This window comes from Marinobacter salinus (assembly GCF_001854125.1).
Taxonomy (GTDB): Bacteria; Pseudomonadota; Gammaproteobacteria; order Pseudomonadales; family Oleiphilaceae; genus Marinobacter; species Marinobacter salinus.
The window spans coordinates 3,522,095-3,540,124 of the sequence record NZ_CP017715.1; the positions used below are offsets into that span (position 1 = coordinate 3,522,095).

Consider the following 18,030-nt stretch of genomic DNA (forward strand, 5'->3'; position numbering starts at 1 on the left):
TGGGGATGAAATGACCGCACAGCTTGATATCAACCAGCTGCTGGATGAACTCGAAACGGCTTTGCGCCATGTGCTCGAAGAGCGGGGCGTGGAATCTCCGGCCCTGATCGGTATCCGGACCGGTGGCGTCTGGCTGGCGGATGCGCTCGGGAAACGTCTGGGGATGGAAGAACCCTGCGGCGAACTGGACATTTCGTTTTACCGGGATGATTTCAGCCGCATTGGCCTGAACCCAAAAGTTAAACCTTCCAGCCTGCCGTTTGATACCGAAGGCCGGGACATCATTCTCATTGATGATGTGATCATGAGCGGCCGGACTATCCGTGCCGCCATGAACGAAATTTTCGATTATGGACGCCCTGCCAGTATCATATTGGCCACGCTGATTGACCTCGGCGCCCGGGAGCTTCCCGTCCAGCCAGATGCTGTAGGCAGGGCGCTTTCGCTGGAATCACACCAGCGCGTAAAATTGCGTGGCCCTGATCCCTTGCGCATAGAGCTTCTGGAAACAGGGCAGTAAGAAGCAAGACCTCGGGCCACTCACACCGCAGAACAGCGAACAGGCGACTCATGACCGCAAACGACCCTTCCCCGCACCACTTGCAGCTGACCCGGGACGGTCAGTTGCGTCATTTCCTGACCCTGGATGGCCTTGACCGCGAATTGCTGACCGATATTCTGGACACGGCCGATTCGTTTATAGAAGTTGGTGAACGTACCATCAAGAAGGTGCCGCTGCTTCGGGGGCGGACCGTGGTCAACCTGTTCTTCGAATCGAGCACCCGAACCCGAAGCACTTTTGAGCTGGCGGCCAAGCGCCTGTCGGCAGACGTACTCAATCTCGATATCAGCACCTCGGCTACCTCAAAGGGCGAATCGCTCTCTGATACCTTGCTGAACCTCGAAGCCATGGCCAGCGACATGTTTGTTGTTCGCCATTCCCAGAGCGGCGCACCGCATTTCATTGCCGAAAGCGTGACCCCTGGAGTAGCCATTATCAACGCCGGGGACGGCCGTCATGCGCATCCAACCCAGGCGATGCTGGACATGCTCACTATCCGGCAGCACAAAGGAACTTTTGACGGCCTGAAAGTTGCCATTGTCGGGGATGTATTGCACTCCCGCGTCGCGCGCTCGCAAATCCGCGCCTTGAACGAACTGGGTGCCGCCGAAGTCCGGGTGATCGCGCCCGGTACCTTGTTGCCGAAGGACGTGGAAAGCCTGGGCTGCAGCGTTGAATACGACATGGCGAAAGGCATGAAGGATCTGGATGTGGTTATCATGCTGCGGCTGCAAAAAGAGCGGATGGAGGGCGCGCTGCTGCCCAGTGAACGGGAGTTCTATCGCTTGTACGGGTTGAGCCAGGAAAAGCTGGCGCTGGCCCATCCCAAGTGCATTGTGATGCACCCCGGGCCGATTAACCGGGGCGTGGAAATCGAATCGGCGGTTGCGGACGGACCCCACTCGGTAATCCTGAATCAGGTGACGAACGGCATTGCGATCCGGATGGCGGTTATGTCCATGGCGATGGGCGGCCAGGTTGCAGAGCGTCAGAAGAAACAAAGTGAGAGGGCCCGGGCATGAGTTTGGTAGAAGCAACCAGCGGAGGCAGTCTGAAGATTGTCGGTGGGCGCCTGATCGATGGGACAGGCGCTGAATCGGACAACATCGCACTGCTGATTCTCGATGGCAGGATCGCCGCCTCGGGGGACACCGCCAAAAGGGCGACTGCCACTGAAACCGTGAATGCGGAAGGCTGTGTGATCACGCCGGGATTCGTCGATCTGTGCTGCAACCTGCGTGAGCCTGGTAACGGCCAGAAGGGCAATATCTCCTCGGAAACCCGCGCAGCAGCCCATGGCGGCTTCACAACAGTATGTGCGTCCCCGGAGACCTCGCCGGTGAACGATTCCGGTGCTGTCACCCATCTGATTCGGGATGTTGCGGCAACTCGCTCACCCATTCACGTGCTGCCCGTGGGCGCGGTAACCCGCGGTCTGGAAGGGGACCTTCTTAGTGACATGGCTGGTCTGGCTGCAGCCGGATGTGTGGCGGTAGGCAACGGTTCCAAAGGGGTCCGTAACGCCCGCATCCTGCGCCGTTGTATGGCCTATGCCCAGACGTTCGGGCTGACCGTGATGTTCAGCCCGGAAAACCAGGCCCTGGCTGCTGACGGCTATGCCCACGATGGTCTGGTAACGTCCCGTCTCGGCCTGCTGGGTATTCCGGAAGTCGCGGAAACGGCCGCAGTTATGGAAATGATTCTGCTGGCAGAGGAAACCGGTGTGCGACTGCACCTCAGTCAGCTTTCCTGCGCCCGCAGCGTGGACATGCTTGCCGAAGCCCGCCGGCGAGGGGTTGCGGTGACGGCCGATGTGGCCATGCATCAGCTGATTTTCACCGAAAGCGCGCTGGCTGGCTTTGATAGCCGCTTCCACGTTCGTCCGCCCCTGCGCAGGGAAGCGGATCGCAAGGCCTTGATTGCAGGTGTTCGTGCGGGAACGATTGATGCCATCGTCAGCCAGCACCAGCCTCACGATTCTGCGGCCAAACAGGCGCCCCTGGCCGCTACCGAGCCTGGCTTGTCGAGTGTAGAGAGCGTGTTGTCCCTCGGTCTTGAACTGGTGGAATTGAACGAGATGACCCTGCCGGAACTTGTGCGGGCACTGACTGCCGGACCGGCTGCGGCCATTGGCCGGAAGGCGTCGCTGGCGGAGGGTGAAATAGCCGACCTTTGTGTGTTCGATCCCGAGGAATACTGGACTCCGGGAAAGGATACTCTGGTCTCTGCCGGGCGCCATGCCCCGATCACGGGGCGGGAGTTGCCTGGGGTTGTGCGCCTCACGGTCGCAGCAGGCCGGATCGCCTGGCAACCAGTAGCGGGCTAATTTGCCGGGTGAGCCTGAAATGCGGCAGAGGTTGTACAACCTCTGTCGACCCCATCACAGAATCCTACCGCCTTGCTGAAAAACTCTTGATGACAGGCACGGGTGCCAACGTATTCTTGCAGCTGCCGGCCTTTGGTCGGCCAAGGAAAGGGCGGCACCACCGGTACATATGGACGTATCGGCGCCCGACAATAAAAAAATCAGGAGTCATCCCGTGAAATCAACAACCTTCCCGCAACGGGTGGCCTTGACTGCCACCCTGTGTGCCAGTCTGCTAGTACCTTCCCTGAGCCACGCTCAAGCGAAGAGCGAACCACTTGAAAGAAGCTTTTGCGTGTTCGATCCGGTTGGGGCCAACGGCCCGTTGTTTGCCATCACCAAAACATTCCAGCCGGTAGCCCTGAAACAGGGTATCAAGCTCAATCTGAGTGCCTATACCGATGAAAAGGTGGCGGCTGAGGACTTCAAGGCCGGCCAGTGCGATGCGGTTTTGCTCACCGGCACCCGGGCACGCGAGTTCAACAAGTTTACCGGAACTCTCGAGGCCATGGGCGCAGTGCCCGGCGAACACGAAATGCGCCTTCTCTACAATACGCTCAGTCAGCCGAAGGCCCGGCCGTTCCTGATTGACGGCCCTTATGAAGTGGCTGGCGTTTTTCCGGGCGGGGCCATTTACTTACACACTCGTGACCGACGTATCGACTCTGTCGAGAAGCTTCAGGGCAAACGCATAGCTACGCTCGATTACGATGAAGCATCGGTTCGCATGGTGCGCCATGTGGGGGCCTCAGTTGTGGGGTCCAATTCGGCCAACTTTGCCGGCAAGTTTAACAATGGCAGTGTGGACCTGGCCTATGCGCCTGCTGTCGCCTATACCCCGCTGGAACTCTATAAGGGCGTTCAGCCCAACGGCGCGGTTGTTAAATATGCGCTGGGTTATATGAATTTCCAGGTCATCATTCATCGCGACCGTTTTCCTGATGAAGCGGGCCAGATGGTCCGGGATGAGTCCATCAAACGCATCAACGAAGCCTACGAGATTATCGCCGAGGCCGAAGCGGAGATTCCGAAGGATGTCTGGATGACTTTGCCTCGGGAGGACACCGCGGAGTACGACAAAATGCTGCGGAAGGTGCGGCTTTCACTTCTGGAGGATGGCGTTTACGACGAGCGAGCTATCAGGCTGATGAAGGCTATTCGGTGTCGTGTGGATGGCGCGCGTTCGGAGTGTGCCTCCTGAACCGAGCGTCGGAAGTGTGACTTGGCCCGCCGATCAGGCGGGCCTTTTCGTTTCAGGTGATTTGCTCTTTCAGGGCCTTGCCGGCCTTGAATCCGACGGTCTTGCTGGCAGGGATGCGAATGGCAGCGCCGGTTTGCGGATTTCTGCCATCCCGGGCTTCGCGATTTCGGATGTTGAAGGTCCCAAAACCAATCAAGGTTACATCTTCGCCGCGCGCTGCGGCTGCAGAAATCTGATCGGTGACCGCCGTGATGACTTCACTGGCTTTCTCCCTGGTCAGGCCGGTCCGGTCGGCAATAGCTGCAGCGAGTTCAGGTTTGCGCATCGTTTTATCCTTTTTTGTTTCTGTTTTTTGGTCTGAGTGCTGTCCGCGTAGTCCGAAGGACTGGCGGTTGCACCAATCTATAGTGGTTTGTGGCCGAATGTGCAAACCGCGTGGCGGTTGGGGTATGGGGTCATTGGCGCCATTTGCGGTGTCGGTCTCATAAAAACAGGATCTTGTACGCCATAATGTGTCGCTGGTTACAGTCTGTAACAAAGCGCTCCTTTGTCAGACGAGGGGCCGCCAAACAAATTCAGCGAGCACGAGAATAAAAGCAAAAGGTGAAGACGTAATGGCACATTTTCGAATTTCCTCACTGGATTGCGCCCGCGACTTGTCCGCTCTGAAAGCCTATGTCGCGGTGCTTGTCGCGAGTCTGGTTCTCAGTGGCTGTGGTGTGATGAACCAGATGATCTACAAGACCACCGGTGATGTGATGCAGGGTTTCTCCCGAGACCATACTGTGCCCTACCTGATGAAAAGCGGCGATTTGGCTATGGGTTGTGCCATGAGCGAAGCTACCGCTCCGCTGCTGATGTCGTTTGGTCGGGTAACCTCCGAGCCTGACCAGCTGGCCGTCATGCTGTATCTCTCTGCTGGTGGCTGTGCCGAGGAGGAGGCTCGCGAGCATGAGCTTGCCGGCCTTGCTGCCATGAATGCGCTGAACGCCAATGAGGCTGAAGACGCCATGATTCGCCAGAAACGGGCGTACATGCTGGCGTCAGCGCGTTACTTCAAGGCCTGGAAACATCACAACGCGTTTTATGGCGAGCCTGGGAACGGTGAATGCCCGGGCTTTGACGATGACATGGACGAGTTCATCTATATGGCCGGTCTGCTCTCGGGCCTGCAGGCGCTGAACGCCCAGATCCAGTCCACATCTTCTATTGGCGTGCCGGCCAACATCGGCTCTATTGTCGCCCGGGCCACCAGTTGCCTTGAGAACGACAAGTGGTGGGGCGCCCCTATGGCACTCCGTGCGACCGTCTGGGCCATGATTCCCGGGGCACAACCACAGGGCGAGAATGCGTTTGAGCGCCTGGAGATCGCCGACAAGCAGGGTGAGGAAGCGGGTGTACGTCTACCACATGTGTTTCATGCCATTGCCGCCATCAACAAGGGCGATCAGGACATGGTCAAAGACGTTATCCGCGAGCATGCGCAGTCTCTGGACGAAAAGCCGGCCGACGAGGAATGGCGTTTTGTGGATGCCATGGCCACTAACATGATGGTCGCGATCTCGGATCGCCTTTGGGTGGAAAATACCGGCCACCGTACGCCTCTGGGGCAGCTCGGCACCTTCTGGGATGACCAGCAGGAAGAGGTCGAAACCATGAACCTAGACGATTTGTTGTAACAATTCCATGTCTCAGAATGTAGCGCTTTCGAGGGTTGGTTTTCATCGTAGCGGGCTGGAGTGGTTTTCCTCTTTGCCCGCCTGTTTGCTGTTGCTGGCTGTCGTCATTTTTTCCACCAGCAGTGACATCCATAACCAGATGCTGCGTGGTGGTGAACAGCTCTGGAGCGGTTATTACAAGCTCCGAATGGATCCGGTCGCACCGACCTGTAACGCGAACCGGGACATAGAGGCCGCCGTTGCCGCTGAACTTGCGGAAGAAACCCCGACAGATGACCCCATGGCGGGCTTGCTGGGAGCCGAGGAAAAGAACCCGGCAGATGTCCGGCTGTCGATCGAGCGCGCGGTGGCTGACTGCAGGGCCGCCCATCAGAGCTATGAAAGTCTCAAGGATCAGCTCACTCCGGGTGTGAAAGTCTACCGTGCGGTGGAGCTCTTCGTTGCTGACCTGATTGCTTTTGGTCTTTCCTCCCAGCGTTATATTCTGGTCATTCTGGTTATGCTGTGCGCTGTGACTGCCACGTTGACCCGGCACCACATAGCCATGCGGGCCATGGAAACCCGCCTGGACTACGCCGTTTCACATACCTTGCAGACCATCGCCAACGCCATGCTGCTCGGTTCCAGCTTGATTTTTCGCCAGTCCAGCCTTGGGGCTGAGACCACGGTTTCAGCGGAAGAGCTGCTGCTGCACAATTTCTGGATTATCGGCTTTGCCTGCCTCACCCTTGCCAGCCTTTATCGACTGTTCCAGGTGCCGGATGGCCTGAAGGAGGGGGGTAGCCCGAACAAGGCATTCCTTGCCGTGCCCCTGTACACCGTAATGTGCCTTATTTCAGGAACATACTTCTTCTTCATTGGCCACTCTTCAGGGATCGGGATCTATCTCGGCAAGATGATGGAGCTGGCAGACATGTTCCTGAATGTGGGGCTCTATGTCTGGGTGGGTATGATGCTCAAACAGACCCGCCTGGCTTCTCTGGTATTCAACGTTTTCCGGCCCTGGAGAATGCCCCCGGAGCTACTCGCCGTCGTCGCTGTTCTGGTTGCCGCAGTGCCCACTGCCTACACCGGTGCCTCCGGTATTTTCGTGATTGCCGCGGGCGCGGTTATCTACAGTGAGCTACGTGCTGCCGGGGCCCGCCGACAGCTGGCCTTGGCAGCCACCGCCATGTCCGGTTCTCTTGGTGTGGTAATGCGACCGTGCCTGCTGGTAGTTGTTATCGCATACCTCAACCGGGAAGTGACGACGGATGAGCTCTTTGGTTGGGGGATCTGGGTGTTTGTCCTGACCGCCACCATGTTCACCCTGGTGGCGCTCACAGTGAACCGCGAGAGCAAGTTCAATCTGGCGCCTGCTTCTGAAGCCTTTCCGGTCATGATCCAGTCCTTCAAGCCGCTGATACCCTATGTCGTTGTCATTGCTATTGTGGTCCTGCTGTACCGCTTTGCACTGGACGTCCACATGGATGAATTCTCGGCGCCACGATTGCTGCCGGTAATCATGCTGGCCATCCTGCTGTACGAGCATGTGGGCTTGAAAACCAGGAAAGGCAGGGCCACCGGCGAACTCAACCACCAGGGCCTTGAGCGCAGTTTGCGGGGCGCCACCAATGACACCACGGCAGAGATCGGCGCGTTGCTTTTGCTACTTGGCCTGTCGGTCAGTATTGGTGGCGTTATTGAGCGCTCCCACCTTATGCAGAGTTTTCCTCAGGCCTTCGACAGCGCCTGGTCGGCTATGCTGCTGATGGTGGTGATCCTGGTGATACTGGGTATGATTATGGACGCTTTCGGTGCGGTCATCCTGGTGACTGCAACGGTGGCGACCATTGCATACGCCAGTGGCATCCATCCTGTTCATTTCTGGATGGTTACGTTGGTGGCCTTCGAGCTGGGTTACCTGAGCCCGCCGGTGGCGTTGAACCACCTTTTAACCCGACAGGTGGTTGGCGAAGCGGAATTTGCGGCGGCCGATGAGCAAAACGGGACTTTTTACCAACGTCATGAACGTATCATCATGCCGCTCATTGCTATGGGGATCTCGTTGTTGTTGGTGGCCTTCGTCCCACTGATGTTCTACGCCTGATGCCGTAAGTGTCCTGCGCCGGTTAATGCCGGCGTAGGATCAGATCCCTCATTGCCGTCGGCAGAAAGCCTCTCAGCCTGGCAGCGATCCTCTCTTCGTGGCGTTGCCAGAGAATCCCTAGCCAAATGATAGCCAAACCAATGAACGTCAGCGCAAACGGGAACAGGAGGCTGTCCTCAAACACTTCATAGGCCAGATGGCCCAGGTAGCCCGCGACGCCGAAGCCTCCGAATACCACAAATACCCGGCGCGAGAGGACCGCGCCAATCAGGATCATCACCAGGTTGATGCAGCCGTAAAGGAACTTGTTCCATTCGCTGTCTGAGCTCATCAGAGATAAGCCTCCCCAGAAAGCAACCACGCCAAAAAGATACAACCAGAACGCAAAATCCCGGTCACTGCGGTTGCGAATATCCACCCAGAATGCGAACAGGGCGATCAGTAAACCGAACCACAGCGACACCAGCTTGCGCAGTTCCCATGAGAAGTAGTCTTCACCCGCGATAAAAGGCGCGAGATCCATACTCATGTACCAGAGGGTTACAGCCACAGGCATAACGAGGAAGGGCAGGCGATACCGCCAAAGCATGGCAGCGCCCGTCGCCAGAGTGGCCAGTTCCATGAATAGCCAGCTCCAGTCAATGTACCGGTGATAATCGCGGTACTCGAAACCGCCCGACCACCAGCCCATACCAACCTGCAACCCGTAAATGGCCAAGGGTGTCAGCGCCACCACAAAGGCAGCGGTGATACCGGCGGGAATCGGCAGGGCCCGGCGGTGGAGGAAAAACTCGGTAAGCCAAAGCCCGGCGGCAGCGTACACGAGGGCAATCAGGAGCAGCCCCCATCCTCCAAAGCTCTCCCAGCCAAGGGTCATGAACAGGGTCATGGCGCCAATAGCGATCAGCCCGCCGAGGTAGTAAAGGATGTGTGTAAAGCGGAAGCCGGGCGTATCCTGCCGATGTTCCGCGAGAAAATCCCAGAGTTGGTCTGCCTGATCGTTGGTGATCAGGTGCTTGTCTGCGGCTTCTTTCAGGAGGCTGCGCTTCAGTTCCATTTTACGTCCCTGGTTTGAGATGGTCCGTTTTAGCCGGTAAAACTACCGGTTGCCCCACATCTTTGATACAGCTACATCCGAACCCAGTGTTCCTACGATCAGTGACACTCCTCCAATGCTGAAAAAGGCAAACACGGGAATAAGTGCGCCCAGCTCACCGGTAAAAATGAGTAAGAAGAAAGAGACAGAGGCCAGGATCAGGCATAACACGCCCACCGCATTCAGGATGGCTCGGTGAGATGGTTTGTAATTGGCGCCGACTTCCCCTGCTTCCAGAGGCTTGAGGATCGGCCCGAAAAGCTTTCTCAGTAACTGTTTCATGACAACTTATCCCAGGTTGTGATTTGCTCATCATACAAAAAAAGCGCCGTGCTTTCGCAGGGCGCTTTCTCATGGCGGAGACTTCCCGGGCTTAAAGCTTCGGGCCAGCCTCTACAATCGCGTCAGATACGTCGAACTTCTTGAAATTCTCAACGAACTGGGAAATCAATTCTTCCGCCTTGCCATCGTAGTACTCCGGGCTGACCCAGGTATTACGCGGGTTGAGCAGCTTGGTTTCCACGCCTGGTACATGCTTGGGCACATCCAGGTTCAGGGCATCAAGGTGCTCGGTTTCAGCATCATCCAGATCACCGTTCTGGATGCCAGCGATGATGGCGCGGGTGGTCGGGATGCTGAAGCGACTGCCTTCACCATAGGGGCCGCCGGTCCAGCCGGTGTTCACGAGGAATACCTTGCTGCCGAATTCATCCATCCGTTTCATCAGCAATTCCGCGTAAACACCCGCCGGACGCGGGAAGAAGGGCGCGCCAAAGCAGGTAGAAAACGTGGATTTCAGTTTCGAGGAAGAACCCATTTCCGTGGAACCCACCAGTGCGGTGTAGCCACTCAGGAAATGGTACGCCGCCGCTTCCTTGGAGAGGATGGACACCGGGGGCAAGACGCCGGTCATATCACAGGTCAGGAACACGATGTGAGAGGGCTCGCCGGCGCGATTTTCGATAACCCGTTTCTCGACATGCTCAAGTGGATAGGCACAGCGGGAGTTCTCGGTGAGAGACACGTCGGTGTAATCAGGCTCCCGAGTCTCCGGGTCGATGGCGACGTTCTCAACGATTGCACCGAAGCGGATGGCATTCCAGATAATCGGTTCGTTCTTCTGGGAGAGGTCAATGCACTTGGCGTAGCAGCCACCCTCGATGTTGAAGACCGTGCCCGGACCCCAGCCGTGCTCGTCGTCACCGATCAGGTAGCGATGCGGGTCCGCAGAAAGGGTGGTTTTGCCCGTACCGGACAGGCCAAAGAACAGAGTAGTCTGGCCATCTTCACCAACATTGGCGGAACAGTGCATGGGCAGCACGTCTTTCTCAGGCAACAGGAAGTTCTGTACCGAGAACATGGCCTTCTTCATTTCGCCGGCGTAATGCATGCCAGCCAGAAGAACTTTGCGTTTGGCGAAGTTGATCATGACGCAGCCGTCGCTGTTGGTGCCATCACGTTCAGGATCACACTCAAAGTTGGCGGCGTTCAGGATCTGCCATTCCTGTTTGTCAGCCGGGTTGAAACTGTCCGGGCGAATGAACAGATTGCGACCGAACAGGTTCTGCCACGCCGTTTCCGTGGTCATTTTGACCGGCAGGTAGTGCTCGGGATCAGAACCGACGTGAACGTGAGAGACGAACTGGTCTTTTTCGGCGATGTAAGCCTCAACGCGCTCCCACAGAGCGTCGAACTTTTCGGCATCGAACGGGCGATTGATTGGACCCCAGTGGATGTCGTCAGCGGTACTCGGCTCTTCGACGATGAATCGGTCCATCGGAGACCGGCCTGTCCGGTCACCGGTTTTCACAACCAGTGAACCGTTGGAAGCCAGCTGGCCCTCATTTCGTGCCAGTGCCAGCTCGACCAGTCGTGCTGTACTCAGATCATTATAAGTGTTGCTCACTTCGACCTCGCCCTCGGGATGTCTTCGTGATTGCGCAGGCCGCCCCAACAGTTGACGGAAATCTGAGCAATCGGGTCAATTCAGGCGCGCTATTATGCCAGAGACGCCGGTAAAAAACGACTGCCCCGAAAGCCGCGTCATGACTGGCTTCAAGGCTAATCCATAATGCCTTTAGTGTAACGTATGACCGGTGAAAAGATGATCAATATCATTTCTATCGAAGCGATAGTGTGCGTGACAGAACTGGCAATCCATTTCGATGGACCCCTGTTCATCCAGGATGCTGTAGCATTCATCCTGCCCGATTGCTTCCAGGGCGCCCAGTGTTCGTTCCCGTGAGCAGCTGCAGCGAAACGCAACGGTTTCCGGGTCAAACAGGCGGACAGTCTCCTCATGGAACAGACGATGCAGAAGGGTTTCGCTCTCCAGTTCCAGCAGCTCTGAAGCCTCGATGGTACGAGCCAGGTGATTGACCCGGCCCCACAGATCATCGTCTTCTTCGGTAGCGCCGGGCAGTCGCTGGAGCAGTAAGCCGGCGGCGCTGTTCTCGTCGGCAAACAGGAAAAGACTGGTGGGGATCTGCTCTGATCGCTCAAAATACTCTTCCAGACAGCCCGCGAGCGTTTCCTGCTCACGGGGCACCACGCCCTGGTAGCGATTGCCCCGGTTTGGGGTGATGGTAATGGCCATCCTGCCTTCGCCCAGCATGTTGTGGAAGTTCTCCTCGCTCACGGCGTGTTCATCGAACCTTGCCAGTCCGCGAATGTAGCGGTCATGGCTGCATTCGGCCATAAGCGTGCTCAGGGAGCCTTCACCCTGAGCCTGAAGTGACAGAGTCCCTTCGAATTTCAGTGTGCTGCTCATCAGCACGCTCGCCACCAGGGCTTCGCCGAGCAGGCTCCGCACGGAATCGGGGTAGGGTGCCTGGCCGCCGATTTCCTGGTAGCTTTCTCCCAGCTGGACCCAGGCTCCCCGTACCTGGCTGTCCTCAAAGATGAATCGCTGGAACTGGTCACGGGATGCCATGGTAAATCTCCTGAAAATCTGTTTGCTGAGTTGGGTTCGGCGGGGCCCTGCGATGGCCGGCAGGGCGTCCTGAAAAGGTTCAGATGTTGTTCTGTTCGCGAAAACGCTGAATGTCGCGCCGGTCTTTCTTGGATGGGCGTCGCGCCGGCGGCAGCTGGGCGGCCTGCATCGTTTTGCGTTGCCAGGCCAGATCTTCCCTTTTTTTTACGCTGTCTTCGGTTTCGTGGTAAAGCTTCTGCGCGTCCGGTGCACCACGACGGCGGTCGCTGATGTCATCGACGATGATGACCTTCTCCTGCCAACCCAGGCGCAATGTCAGCCTGGCGCCAGTCTCGACAACTCGGCCGGGTTTGCAGCGCTGGCTGTTGTAGTGGACCTTGCCACCTTCTATCGCCTCTTTGGCCAGTGCCCGGGTCTTGTAAAACCGCGCGGCCCAGAGCCATTTGTCGAGTCTTACCCGTTGATCGTCAGCGGTAGATGCCGTCATGTCTCCTCACCTGATGAGCGTATGTGCCAATTATAACCCGCTCATCGCCCGGATGTCAGAGACTGACATTGACGAAGAGCGGGCAGAATCTCGTCGAAGTGGTGGATGCCGGGGATTTCAGGGTGATGTCGTCTGGACTCTTGCTGGCTGTCTGGCGCCAGTATCGCCAGACACTGGGCGATGCCGGCCTTGCGGGCACTTTCCAGGACAGGAAAGCTGTCATCCACCATCAGGGTAGAGTCAGCCTGATAGGGGGAAAGTTGCTGAAGGTCCTGCCAGAACCCGGGTTCTTCCTTGGCCTTGCCCAGCTGGTGGCTGGAGATTATGGCATCAACGCGATCAGCCAGTCCGGTAAGCTTGAGTTTGAGCTCAAGCGGGTCCGGATGGCAGTTGGTGACAATGACCGATCGGAGCCCGGATCCATGCAGGGCGTCCAGAAAATCAGTGACATGGGGGCGGTAGCCGATGCGGTCGCCTACTTCCGATTTCAGCCCGGTGATATCCAGGGCCAGGCGGTCGCTCCAGTAGTCGGTACAGTACCAGTTCAGGGAACCACGCTCGGCCATGATCATCGGGATCAGCCGGTCTTTGGCTTCCTGAGGATGAAGGTCAAAGTGCTCAGCGTAGCGAAGGGGCAGGTGCTCGAGCCAGAAATGGTTGTCAAAATGCAAGTCGAGCAGGGTTCCATCCATATCCAGGAACACCGTCTCAAGGGAAGACCAGTCCACCATACAAAAACAGCCTGAAGAATTTCCCTCAGGCTGCCGGAGATATCCGGCCTTGGCAAGCCGGGATAGTACGGATCAGGCGGCGTCAGTCGCCTGTGCGGTCAACCGTTTCAGGCTTGCGGCCGGTTCGGGTGCAGCCAAGACAGCGGACGAACGTGGCTCGGGCCGGGCCCATCACCAGAACTTCGCCCGCTTCATCAGCATTGCCGCCAAGCAGCGAGAAAGGCAGAGACACGAGGTACACTGCGCTGCCAATGATGGTTGTTGCCAGCAGCACCGGGCGTGCGAAAATGGCATCACCGGTCATCGCCAGTGCTGAGGGACTTTCCTCAACGGTCTTTGCGTGCCCGATGGACGAGAATGCCAGCAGACACGCTGCGAGCGTGGCCATCAGTGTGCGGGAAATCTTGCGGGTCATCGTACTGTCTCCTGAGCTGGTCGGCCCTTTATTTTCTCGGTCGCGGCTGTTTAGGCGACCAATTATGCCGTCCCATTGTAAACGAAGTGCATGATTCTGCTGTTAACTATGAATCATATTTGCGCATTTTCAAACGGTTTTTCGTTTCAAAAGGTGCATTCCCGTAAAGCTTTATCGCTGGCACCTGGGGCAGTAGACCGTTGAGCGGTTATTCATGCGGATCTCTTTAAGAGCAGTGCCGCATTCCTTGCAGGGTTCGCCGGCGCGCCCGTAGACCAGCAGGGACTGGGCAAAGTAGCCCGGCTTGCCGTCACTGTTCACGAAATCCCTGAGGGTGGTGCCGCCCATCAGAATGGCCGCACTCAGGGTTTCAGCAATGGCTTCAGCAAGCCTGTGATAGCGGTCGAGGCTGATGCGGCCGGCTTTCCGTTTGGGGTGAATGCCGGCCTTGAACAGCGCTTCGTTGGCGTAGATATTCCCCACGCCTACGACAATATGGTTGTCCATAATGAAAGATTTCACCGGGCTTTGTTTACTGCGCGACAGCCGGAACAGCATTGGACCATTGAAGTCCGCCGACAGCGGCTCCGGACCGAGGCTGGCAATGAGCGGGTGAGATTCCGGTGAGTCGGCCCAGAGCCAGCAACCGAACCGGCGCGGATCGTTGAAGCGCAGAATGACGCCTGACTGCAACTCCAGTTCGATGTGGTCGTGAGTGAGCGGCGGAGTGTCGTCGGTAATGACGCGCAAACTGCCGGACATGCCAAGGTGGACAATGACAGCGCCGCCTTCCAGGTGCAGGAACAGGTACTTTGCCCGCCGGTCTACGGATTTGATGATCTGACCCTCCAGTCTTGCGGCAAGGTCGTCCGGCACCGGCCAGCGAAGGCGTCCGTTGCGAACCGTCACGCGAGTGATGTGTTGGCCCTGGCAATGGGGGGCTATGCCCCGGCGGGTCGTTTCGACTTCTGGTAGTTCAGGCACTGGGGCTCCGGAGCAGCAACGGATGTGCTGATTGTAGCCATATTGGGTCGGTGAGAGAGCGAATAAGTGTAATCAGTAACAAAATTGCGTCCAAATGCGGTTGTTGTAGCTCACAGCTGTACGCTAAAGTGGTGGTGATGGTTTGTTCACCCTTCGAAAGTCGTAGAAACCCTGTTGTCTTGTTTTTCGAATGGCTGCAAACCGCTGAATTGATTTGAGGAATTCTTATGTGGTTTAACGGTCTTCTTGACCTGTCGGTGATGCAGCTGATCCTGGTTGCTCTGGGTATGACCCACATCACCATTGTCAGTGTAACGCTTTATCTTCACCGCCACTCGGCTCACAACTCACTGGATTTGCATCCTGTGTTGAAGCACTTTTTCCGGCTCTGGCTGTGGTTGACTACCGGTCAGAATACGAAGGAGTGGACGGCGATCCACCGTAAGCATCACGCCAAGTGCGAGACTGAGGAAGACCCCCACAGCCCGGTTGTGCTTGGCATCAAAAAGGTACTCCTGGAAGGCGCCGAGCTATACGCGACGGCCGCCACGCCGGAAACCCTTGAGCGTTATGGTCAGCGTACCCCGGAAGACTGGGTCGAGCGCAACGTCTACAGCCGTTATAAAATGCTGGGCATTGGCCTTATGGCGGTCATCAATCTGGCGCTGTTCGGTGTTCACGGGATCTGGATCTGGGCGCTTCAGATGATGTGGATCCCGGTATGGGCCGCCGGTGTTGTTAACGGTATTGGCCACTGGTTCGGTTACCGCAACTTCGAGTGTGCGGATAACGCTCGCAACATCTCGCCGCTGGGCATCCTGATCGGTGGCGAAGAACTGCACAACAACCACCACACTTACCCGAACTCGTCGAAGCTTTCCCGTCGCTGGTACGAAGTGGATATTGGTTGGGGCTACATTCGTCTGTTTCAGCTGTTTGGTCTGGCCAAGCCCAAGGGCTTCCGCCCGATTGCTCACTTTGTGCCGGGTAAGCAGGACGTTGATGTGGACACGGTTCAGGCGATTGCCAATAACCGGTTCGACATCATGCGCCAATACCGTAAGCGGGTAATGGAGCCGGTACTGCAACAGCAAAAAGCTCTGATGGATGACGAGATTCGCCCTCGTTACCGGAAGCTGAAGCAATTGTTGTCCCGTGAGGTTTCACTGATTCAGCCGAAGGAAAAAGAGACGATTGAGGCGGTTCTGGAGCGCAATGCGATTCTGCGTCAGATCTACGACAAGAGTCATGAATTGCAGGCGCTATGGCGTCAGCGTGGGCTGAAACCTCAGGATAAACTGAATGCATTGATGGACTGGTGCAAAGAGGCAGAGGCCAGTGGTATCCGTTACCTTGAGGAGTTCGCGGCACATTTGCGAGCCTACTCACTGCGCCCGGCGGCCTGATCGCTTTCCCGGAGCCAGATATGAAAAACCCGCTGCTGCGGGTTTTTTTATGGGCGCCTATTCACTATCAGGCAATTCCGGGAGGCTGTTGTCCTGTTCCTCGGCCTGGAGACGGAACAGGCAGTAGGTTACCTGTCCGGCTGTTTTCTGCCGGTGTAATTGCCAGCTGGCTGGCGCAACCGGAGTGGCTAGCTCGCTTTCATGCTCCACATAGACCCAGCCCCGGGGCTTGACCCATCCTTGCTCATCCAGCGCCCTGAAAAGCCGTTCGAGCCATCCCTGTCGAAAAGGGGGGTCCATAAACACGATATCGAAAGGTGCGCGGGTGCGGTGGTTGAGATAGGCGTCTACTCCGGCGCAGACGACGTCGCCTTTGTCCGATTTGAGCAATTGGAGGTTCGCCCTCAGTGCCTGCGCCAGCGCCGGCGTGTGGTCAACCAGGGTCACGTTGCCTGCACCTCTGGACAGTGCCTCCAGGCCAAGGGCGCCGGAGCCGGCAAACAGGTCCAGACAATCACTGCCTTCCACGTGAAAAGAGAGCCAGTTGAACAGGGTTTCGCGGGTGCGGGCCGGGGTGGGTCTCACGCCACCGGCACTGGGAAAACGGAGCTTCCTGCTGCGCCAGTCACCCCCAATAATGCGTAGCTCGCCCATGCTGTTTTCGCCACGGGAGGGCGCCGGCCCGGTTGCGCGGGAAGACTTGTTTTTCGGGGTCCGCCCGGCAGGTTTTTTGCGTGCCATGTATCCAGCTCCGGAAGCGTGTTCGGTTCGGTGTTTTCGGTCAGCATGTTAGCGGAAACCGGGCCGCGCATGATAATGAATGTCGCCCTCACTTCACCGGGACAGTCTGCTAGAATGTCGGCTTTCTTTATCCCGCCCATTCAGACTGACGGTATGACTTTATGATGGCAGAGTGGATTTCAATCGGCCTCCTGGCCTTTCTTGTCCTTATATTTGTTCTGGATATTGCTGGCAATCGTAGCCGCGCGCCGCGACCGAAACCGGTTCCCCAGCGCAAGCCGGAGGTTGCGAAAGGCCCGAAACCCGCCGAGCCAGCCGAGAAAGAAGCGCCTTCGGAGCCTGAGGCGCCCCCCGCCCCGTCACCGGAACCCGAAAAAGTACCGGAACCGGAGTCCCAGCTCAGTGTCTTCGAGCGGGTCAAACAGGGGCTGGGGAAGACCCGCGCCAGCCTGACCGGTGGCCTGGCAGACCTGTTTTCAGTCGGCAAAAAGATTGATGAAGAGCTGCTGGAGGAAATCGAAACCACACTGCTCATGGCGGATGTTGGTGTGACCGCCACGTCTGAAATCATCGATTCGCTGACGGAGAAGCTCGAGCGTAATCAGCTGAAAGACGGTGAAGCCCTGCGTAACGCGCTCCGGAGCGAGCTGCATGGACTGTTGAAGGACGTTACCAAACCGCTGAGTATAGATTCTGACAAGAAACCTTATGTGATTCTGATGGTGGGTGTGAACGGCGTTGGAAAGACAACCACCATTGGTAAGCTCACGAAGAAATTCCAGGATGAGGGCAAATCGGTGATGCTGGCAGCGGGCGACACCTTCCGTGCGGCCGCCGTTGAGCAGCTTCAGGTCTGGGGTGAGCGAAACAATGTCCCCGTGGTAGCTCAGCACACGGGCGCGGACAGCGCTTCGGTGATCTTTGATGCCATTCAGTCGGGCAAATCTCGTGGTGTGGATGTCGTTATTGCCGATACCGCTGGCCGCCTGCAAAACAAAGACAACCTGATGAGCGAACTTGAGAAGGTTGTGCGGGTGATGAAGAAGCTGGATGACACCGCGCCCCATGAGGTAATGCTGGTCCTGGATGCCGGTACCGGACAGAACGCCCTGAGTCAGGCTCAGGTATTTCAGCAAGCGGTGGGTGTGAGCGGTATTACTCTCACGAAACTGGACGGTACCGCGAAAGGCGGTATTGTGTTTGCCATCGCCCGCCAGTTGCAGCTTCCTATTCGCTATATCGGTGTCGGCGAGCAGGTAGATGATTTGCGCAGCTTCGATGCTGAAACCTTTGTGGATGCGCTTTTTGACTGATAAACCGGCTGTATCGGAGCTTGTAGCTG

At 57.2% G+C, this 18,030-nt stretch carries 18 protein-coding genes; 8 read left to right on the forward strand and 10 right to left on the reverse strand.

The features are described 5' to 3' along the window. Positions 1-10: 10 nt before the first annotated feature. From pyrR to BKP64_RS16295, 4 genes are all read left to right on the forward strand, one after another. Positions 11-520 (forward strand): bifunctional pyr operon transcriptional regulator/uracil phosphoribosyltransferase PyrR, encoded by a 510-nt coding sequence (pyrR, locus tag BKP64_RS16280; RefSeq protein WP_070972511.1) that lies wholly within the window; start codon positions 11-13, stop codon positions 518-520. 50 nt (positions 521-570) lie between these two features. Further along, positions 571-1,584: an aspartate carbamoyltransferase catalytic subunit gene (locus tag BKP64_RS16285; RefSeq protein WP_070972513.1), complete on the forward strand. Its 1,014-nt coding sequence runs from the start codon at positions 571-573 to the stop codon at positions 1,582-1,584. Further along, positions 1,581-2,888 carry a dihydroorotase gene (locus BKP64_RS16290; RefSeq protein ID WP_070972515.1) on the forward strand — a complete coding sequence of 436 codons (1,308 nt, stop codon included), beginning with the start codon at positions 1,581-1,583 and terminating at the stop codon, positions 2,886-2,888. The genes BKP64_RS16285 and BKP64_RS16290 overlap by 4 nt, the downstream gene beginning before the upstream one ends. A gap of 214 nt (positions 2,889-3,102) precedes the next feature. Then, positions 3,103-4,128 carry a putative solute-binding protein gene (locus tag BKP64_RS16295; protein ID WP_070972517.1) on the forward strand — a complete coding sequence of 342 codons (1,026 nt, stop codon included), beginning with the start codon at positions 3,103-3,105 and terminating at the stop codon, positions 4,126-4,128. A gap of 52 nt (positions 4,129-4,180) precedes the next feature. On the opposite strand, the gene BKP64_RS16300 is transcribed toward BKP64_RS16295, so the two are convergent. Continuing rightward, entirely contained in the window at positions 4,181-4,534 is a 354-nt protein-coding gene (locus BKP64_RS16300; RefSeq protein WP_257785941.1) for an HU family DNA-binding protein, read from the reverse strand. Between the two features lie 208 nt (positions 4,535-4,742). On the opposite strand from BKP64_RS16300, the gene BKP64_RS16305 reads away from it, so the two are divergent. Further along, positions 4,743-5,807, forward strand: a complete 1,065-nt coding sequence (locus BKP64_RS16305) for a hypothetical protein (protein ID WP_070972521.1) — start codon at positions 4,743-4,745, stop codon at positions 5,805-5,807. 7 nt (positions 5,808-5,814) lie between these two features. Then, positions 5,815-7,896, forward strand: coding sequence for a TRAP transporter large permease subunit (locus BKP64_RS16310; protein WP_070972524.1), 2,082 nt, complete (start codon positions 5,815-5,817; stop codon positions 7,894-7,896). A 22-nt stretch (positions 7,897-7,918) separates the two neighbouring features. Here BKP64_RS16310 and BKP64_RS16315 read toward each other — a convergent pair whose 3' ends face one another. The 8 genes from BKP64_RS16315 to mutM all read right to left on the reverse strand — a co-directional run bounded on the left by BKP64_RS16315 (position 7,919) and on the right by mutM (position 14,541). Continuing rightward, positions 7,919-8,953 (reverse strand): DUF2157 domain-containing protein, encoded by a 1,035-nt coding sequence (locus BKP64_RS16315; RefSeq protein ID WP_070972526.1) that lies wholly within the window; start codon positions 8,951-8,953, stop codon positions 7,919-7,921. Between the two features lie 42 nt (positions 8,954-8,995). Further along, the gene (locus tag BKP64_RS16320) at positions 8,996-9,274 is read right to left on the reverse strand and encodes a hypothetical protein (RefSeq protein ID WP_070972528.1); all 279 of its coding nucleotides are present in this window, start codon (positions 9,272-9,274) and stop codon (positions 8,996-8,998) included. A 91-nt stretch (positions 9,275-9,365) separates the two neighbouring features. Further along, positions 9,366-10,898 carry a phosphoenolpyruvate carboxykinase gene (locus BKP64_RS16325; RefSeq protein WP_070972530.1) on the reverse strand — a complete coding sequence of 511 codons (1,533 nt, stop codon included), beginning with the start codon at positions 10,896-10,898 and terminating at the stop codon, positions 9,366-9,368. A 171-nt stretch (positions 10,899-11,069) separates the two neighbouring features. Continuing rightward, positions 11,070-11,924, reverse strand: a complete 855-nt coding sequence (gene hslO, locus BKP64_RS16330; RefSeq protein WP_070972532.1) for an Hsp33 family molecular chaperone HslO — start codon at positions 11,922-11,924, stop codon at positions 11,070-11,072. A gap of 79 nt (positions 11,925-12,003) precedes the next feature. After that, the gene (gene hslR, locus BKP64_RS16335) at positions 12,004-12,411 is read right to left on the reverse strand and encodes a ribosome-associated heat shock protein Hsp15 (protein WP_070972534.1); all 408 of its coding nucleotides are present in this window, start codon (positions 12,409-12,411) and stop codon (positions 12,004-12,006) included. 41 nt (positions 12,412-12,452) lie between these two features. Then, on the reverse strand, positions 12,453-13,142 hold the full coding sequence (gene yrfG, locus BKP64_RS16340; protein WP_070972537.1) for a GMP/IMP nucleotidase: 690 nt from the start codon (positions 13,140-13,142) through the stop codon (positions 12,453-12,455). 82 nt (positions 13,143-13,224) lie between these two features. Then, the gene (locus BKP64_RS16345; RefSeq protein WP_070972539.1) at positions 13,225-13,557 is read right to left on the reverse strand and encodes a hypothetical protein; all 333 of its coding nucleotides are present in this window, start codon (positions 13,555-13,557) and stop codon (positions 13,225-13,227) included. A gap of 171 nt (positions 13,558-13,728) precedes the next feature. Further along, complete coding sequence (mutM, locus tag BKP64_RS16350) at positions 13,729-14,541, reverse strand: bifunctional DNA-formamidopyrimidine glycosylase/DNA-(apurinic or apyrimidinic site) lyase (protein ID WP_070972541.1); 813 nt, start codon at positions 14,539-14,541, stop codon at positions 13,729-13,731. 227 nt (positions 14,542-14,768) lie between these two features. Between mutM and BKP64_RS16355 the strand changes: the two genes are divergently transcribed. Then, positions 14,769-15,947: a DesA family fatty acid desaturase gene (locus BKP64_RS16355; RefSeq protein WP_070972543.1), complete on the forward strand. Its 1,179-nt coding sequence runs from the start codon at positions 14,769-14,771 to the stop codon at positions 15,945-15,947. 57 nt (positions 15,948-16,004) lie between these two features. Here BKP64_RS16355 and rsmD read toward each other — a convergent pair whose 3' ends face one another. After that, complete coding sequence (gene rsmD, locus BKP64_RS16360; RefSeq protein WP_070972546.1) at positions 16,005-16,688, reverse strand: 16S rRNA (guanine(966)-N(2))-methyltransferase RsmD; 684 nt, start codon at positions 16,686-16,688, stop codon at positions 16,005-16,007. Positions 16,689-16,849: 161 nt separating this feature from the next. Between rsmD and ftsY the strand changes: the two genes are divergently transcribed. Beyond that, complete coding sequence (gene ftsY / locus BKP64_RS16365) at positions 16,850-18,001, forward strand: signal recognition particle-docking protein FtsY (RefSeq protein ID WP_070972548.1); 1,152 nt, start codon at positions 16,850-16,852, stop codon at positions 17,999-18,001. The last annotated feature ends 29 nt before the right edge of the window (positions 18,002-18,030 follow it).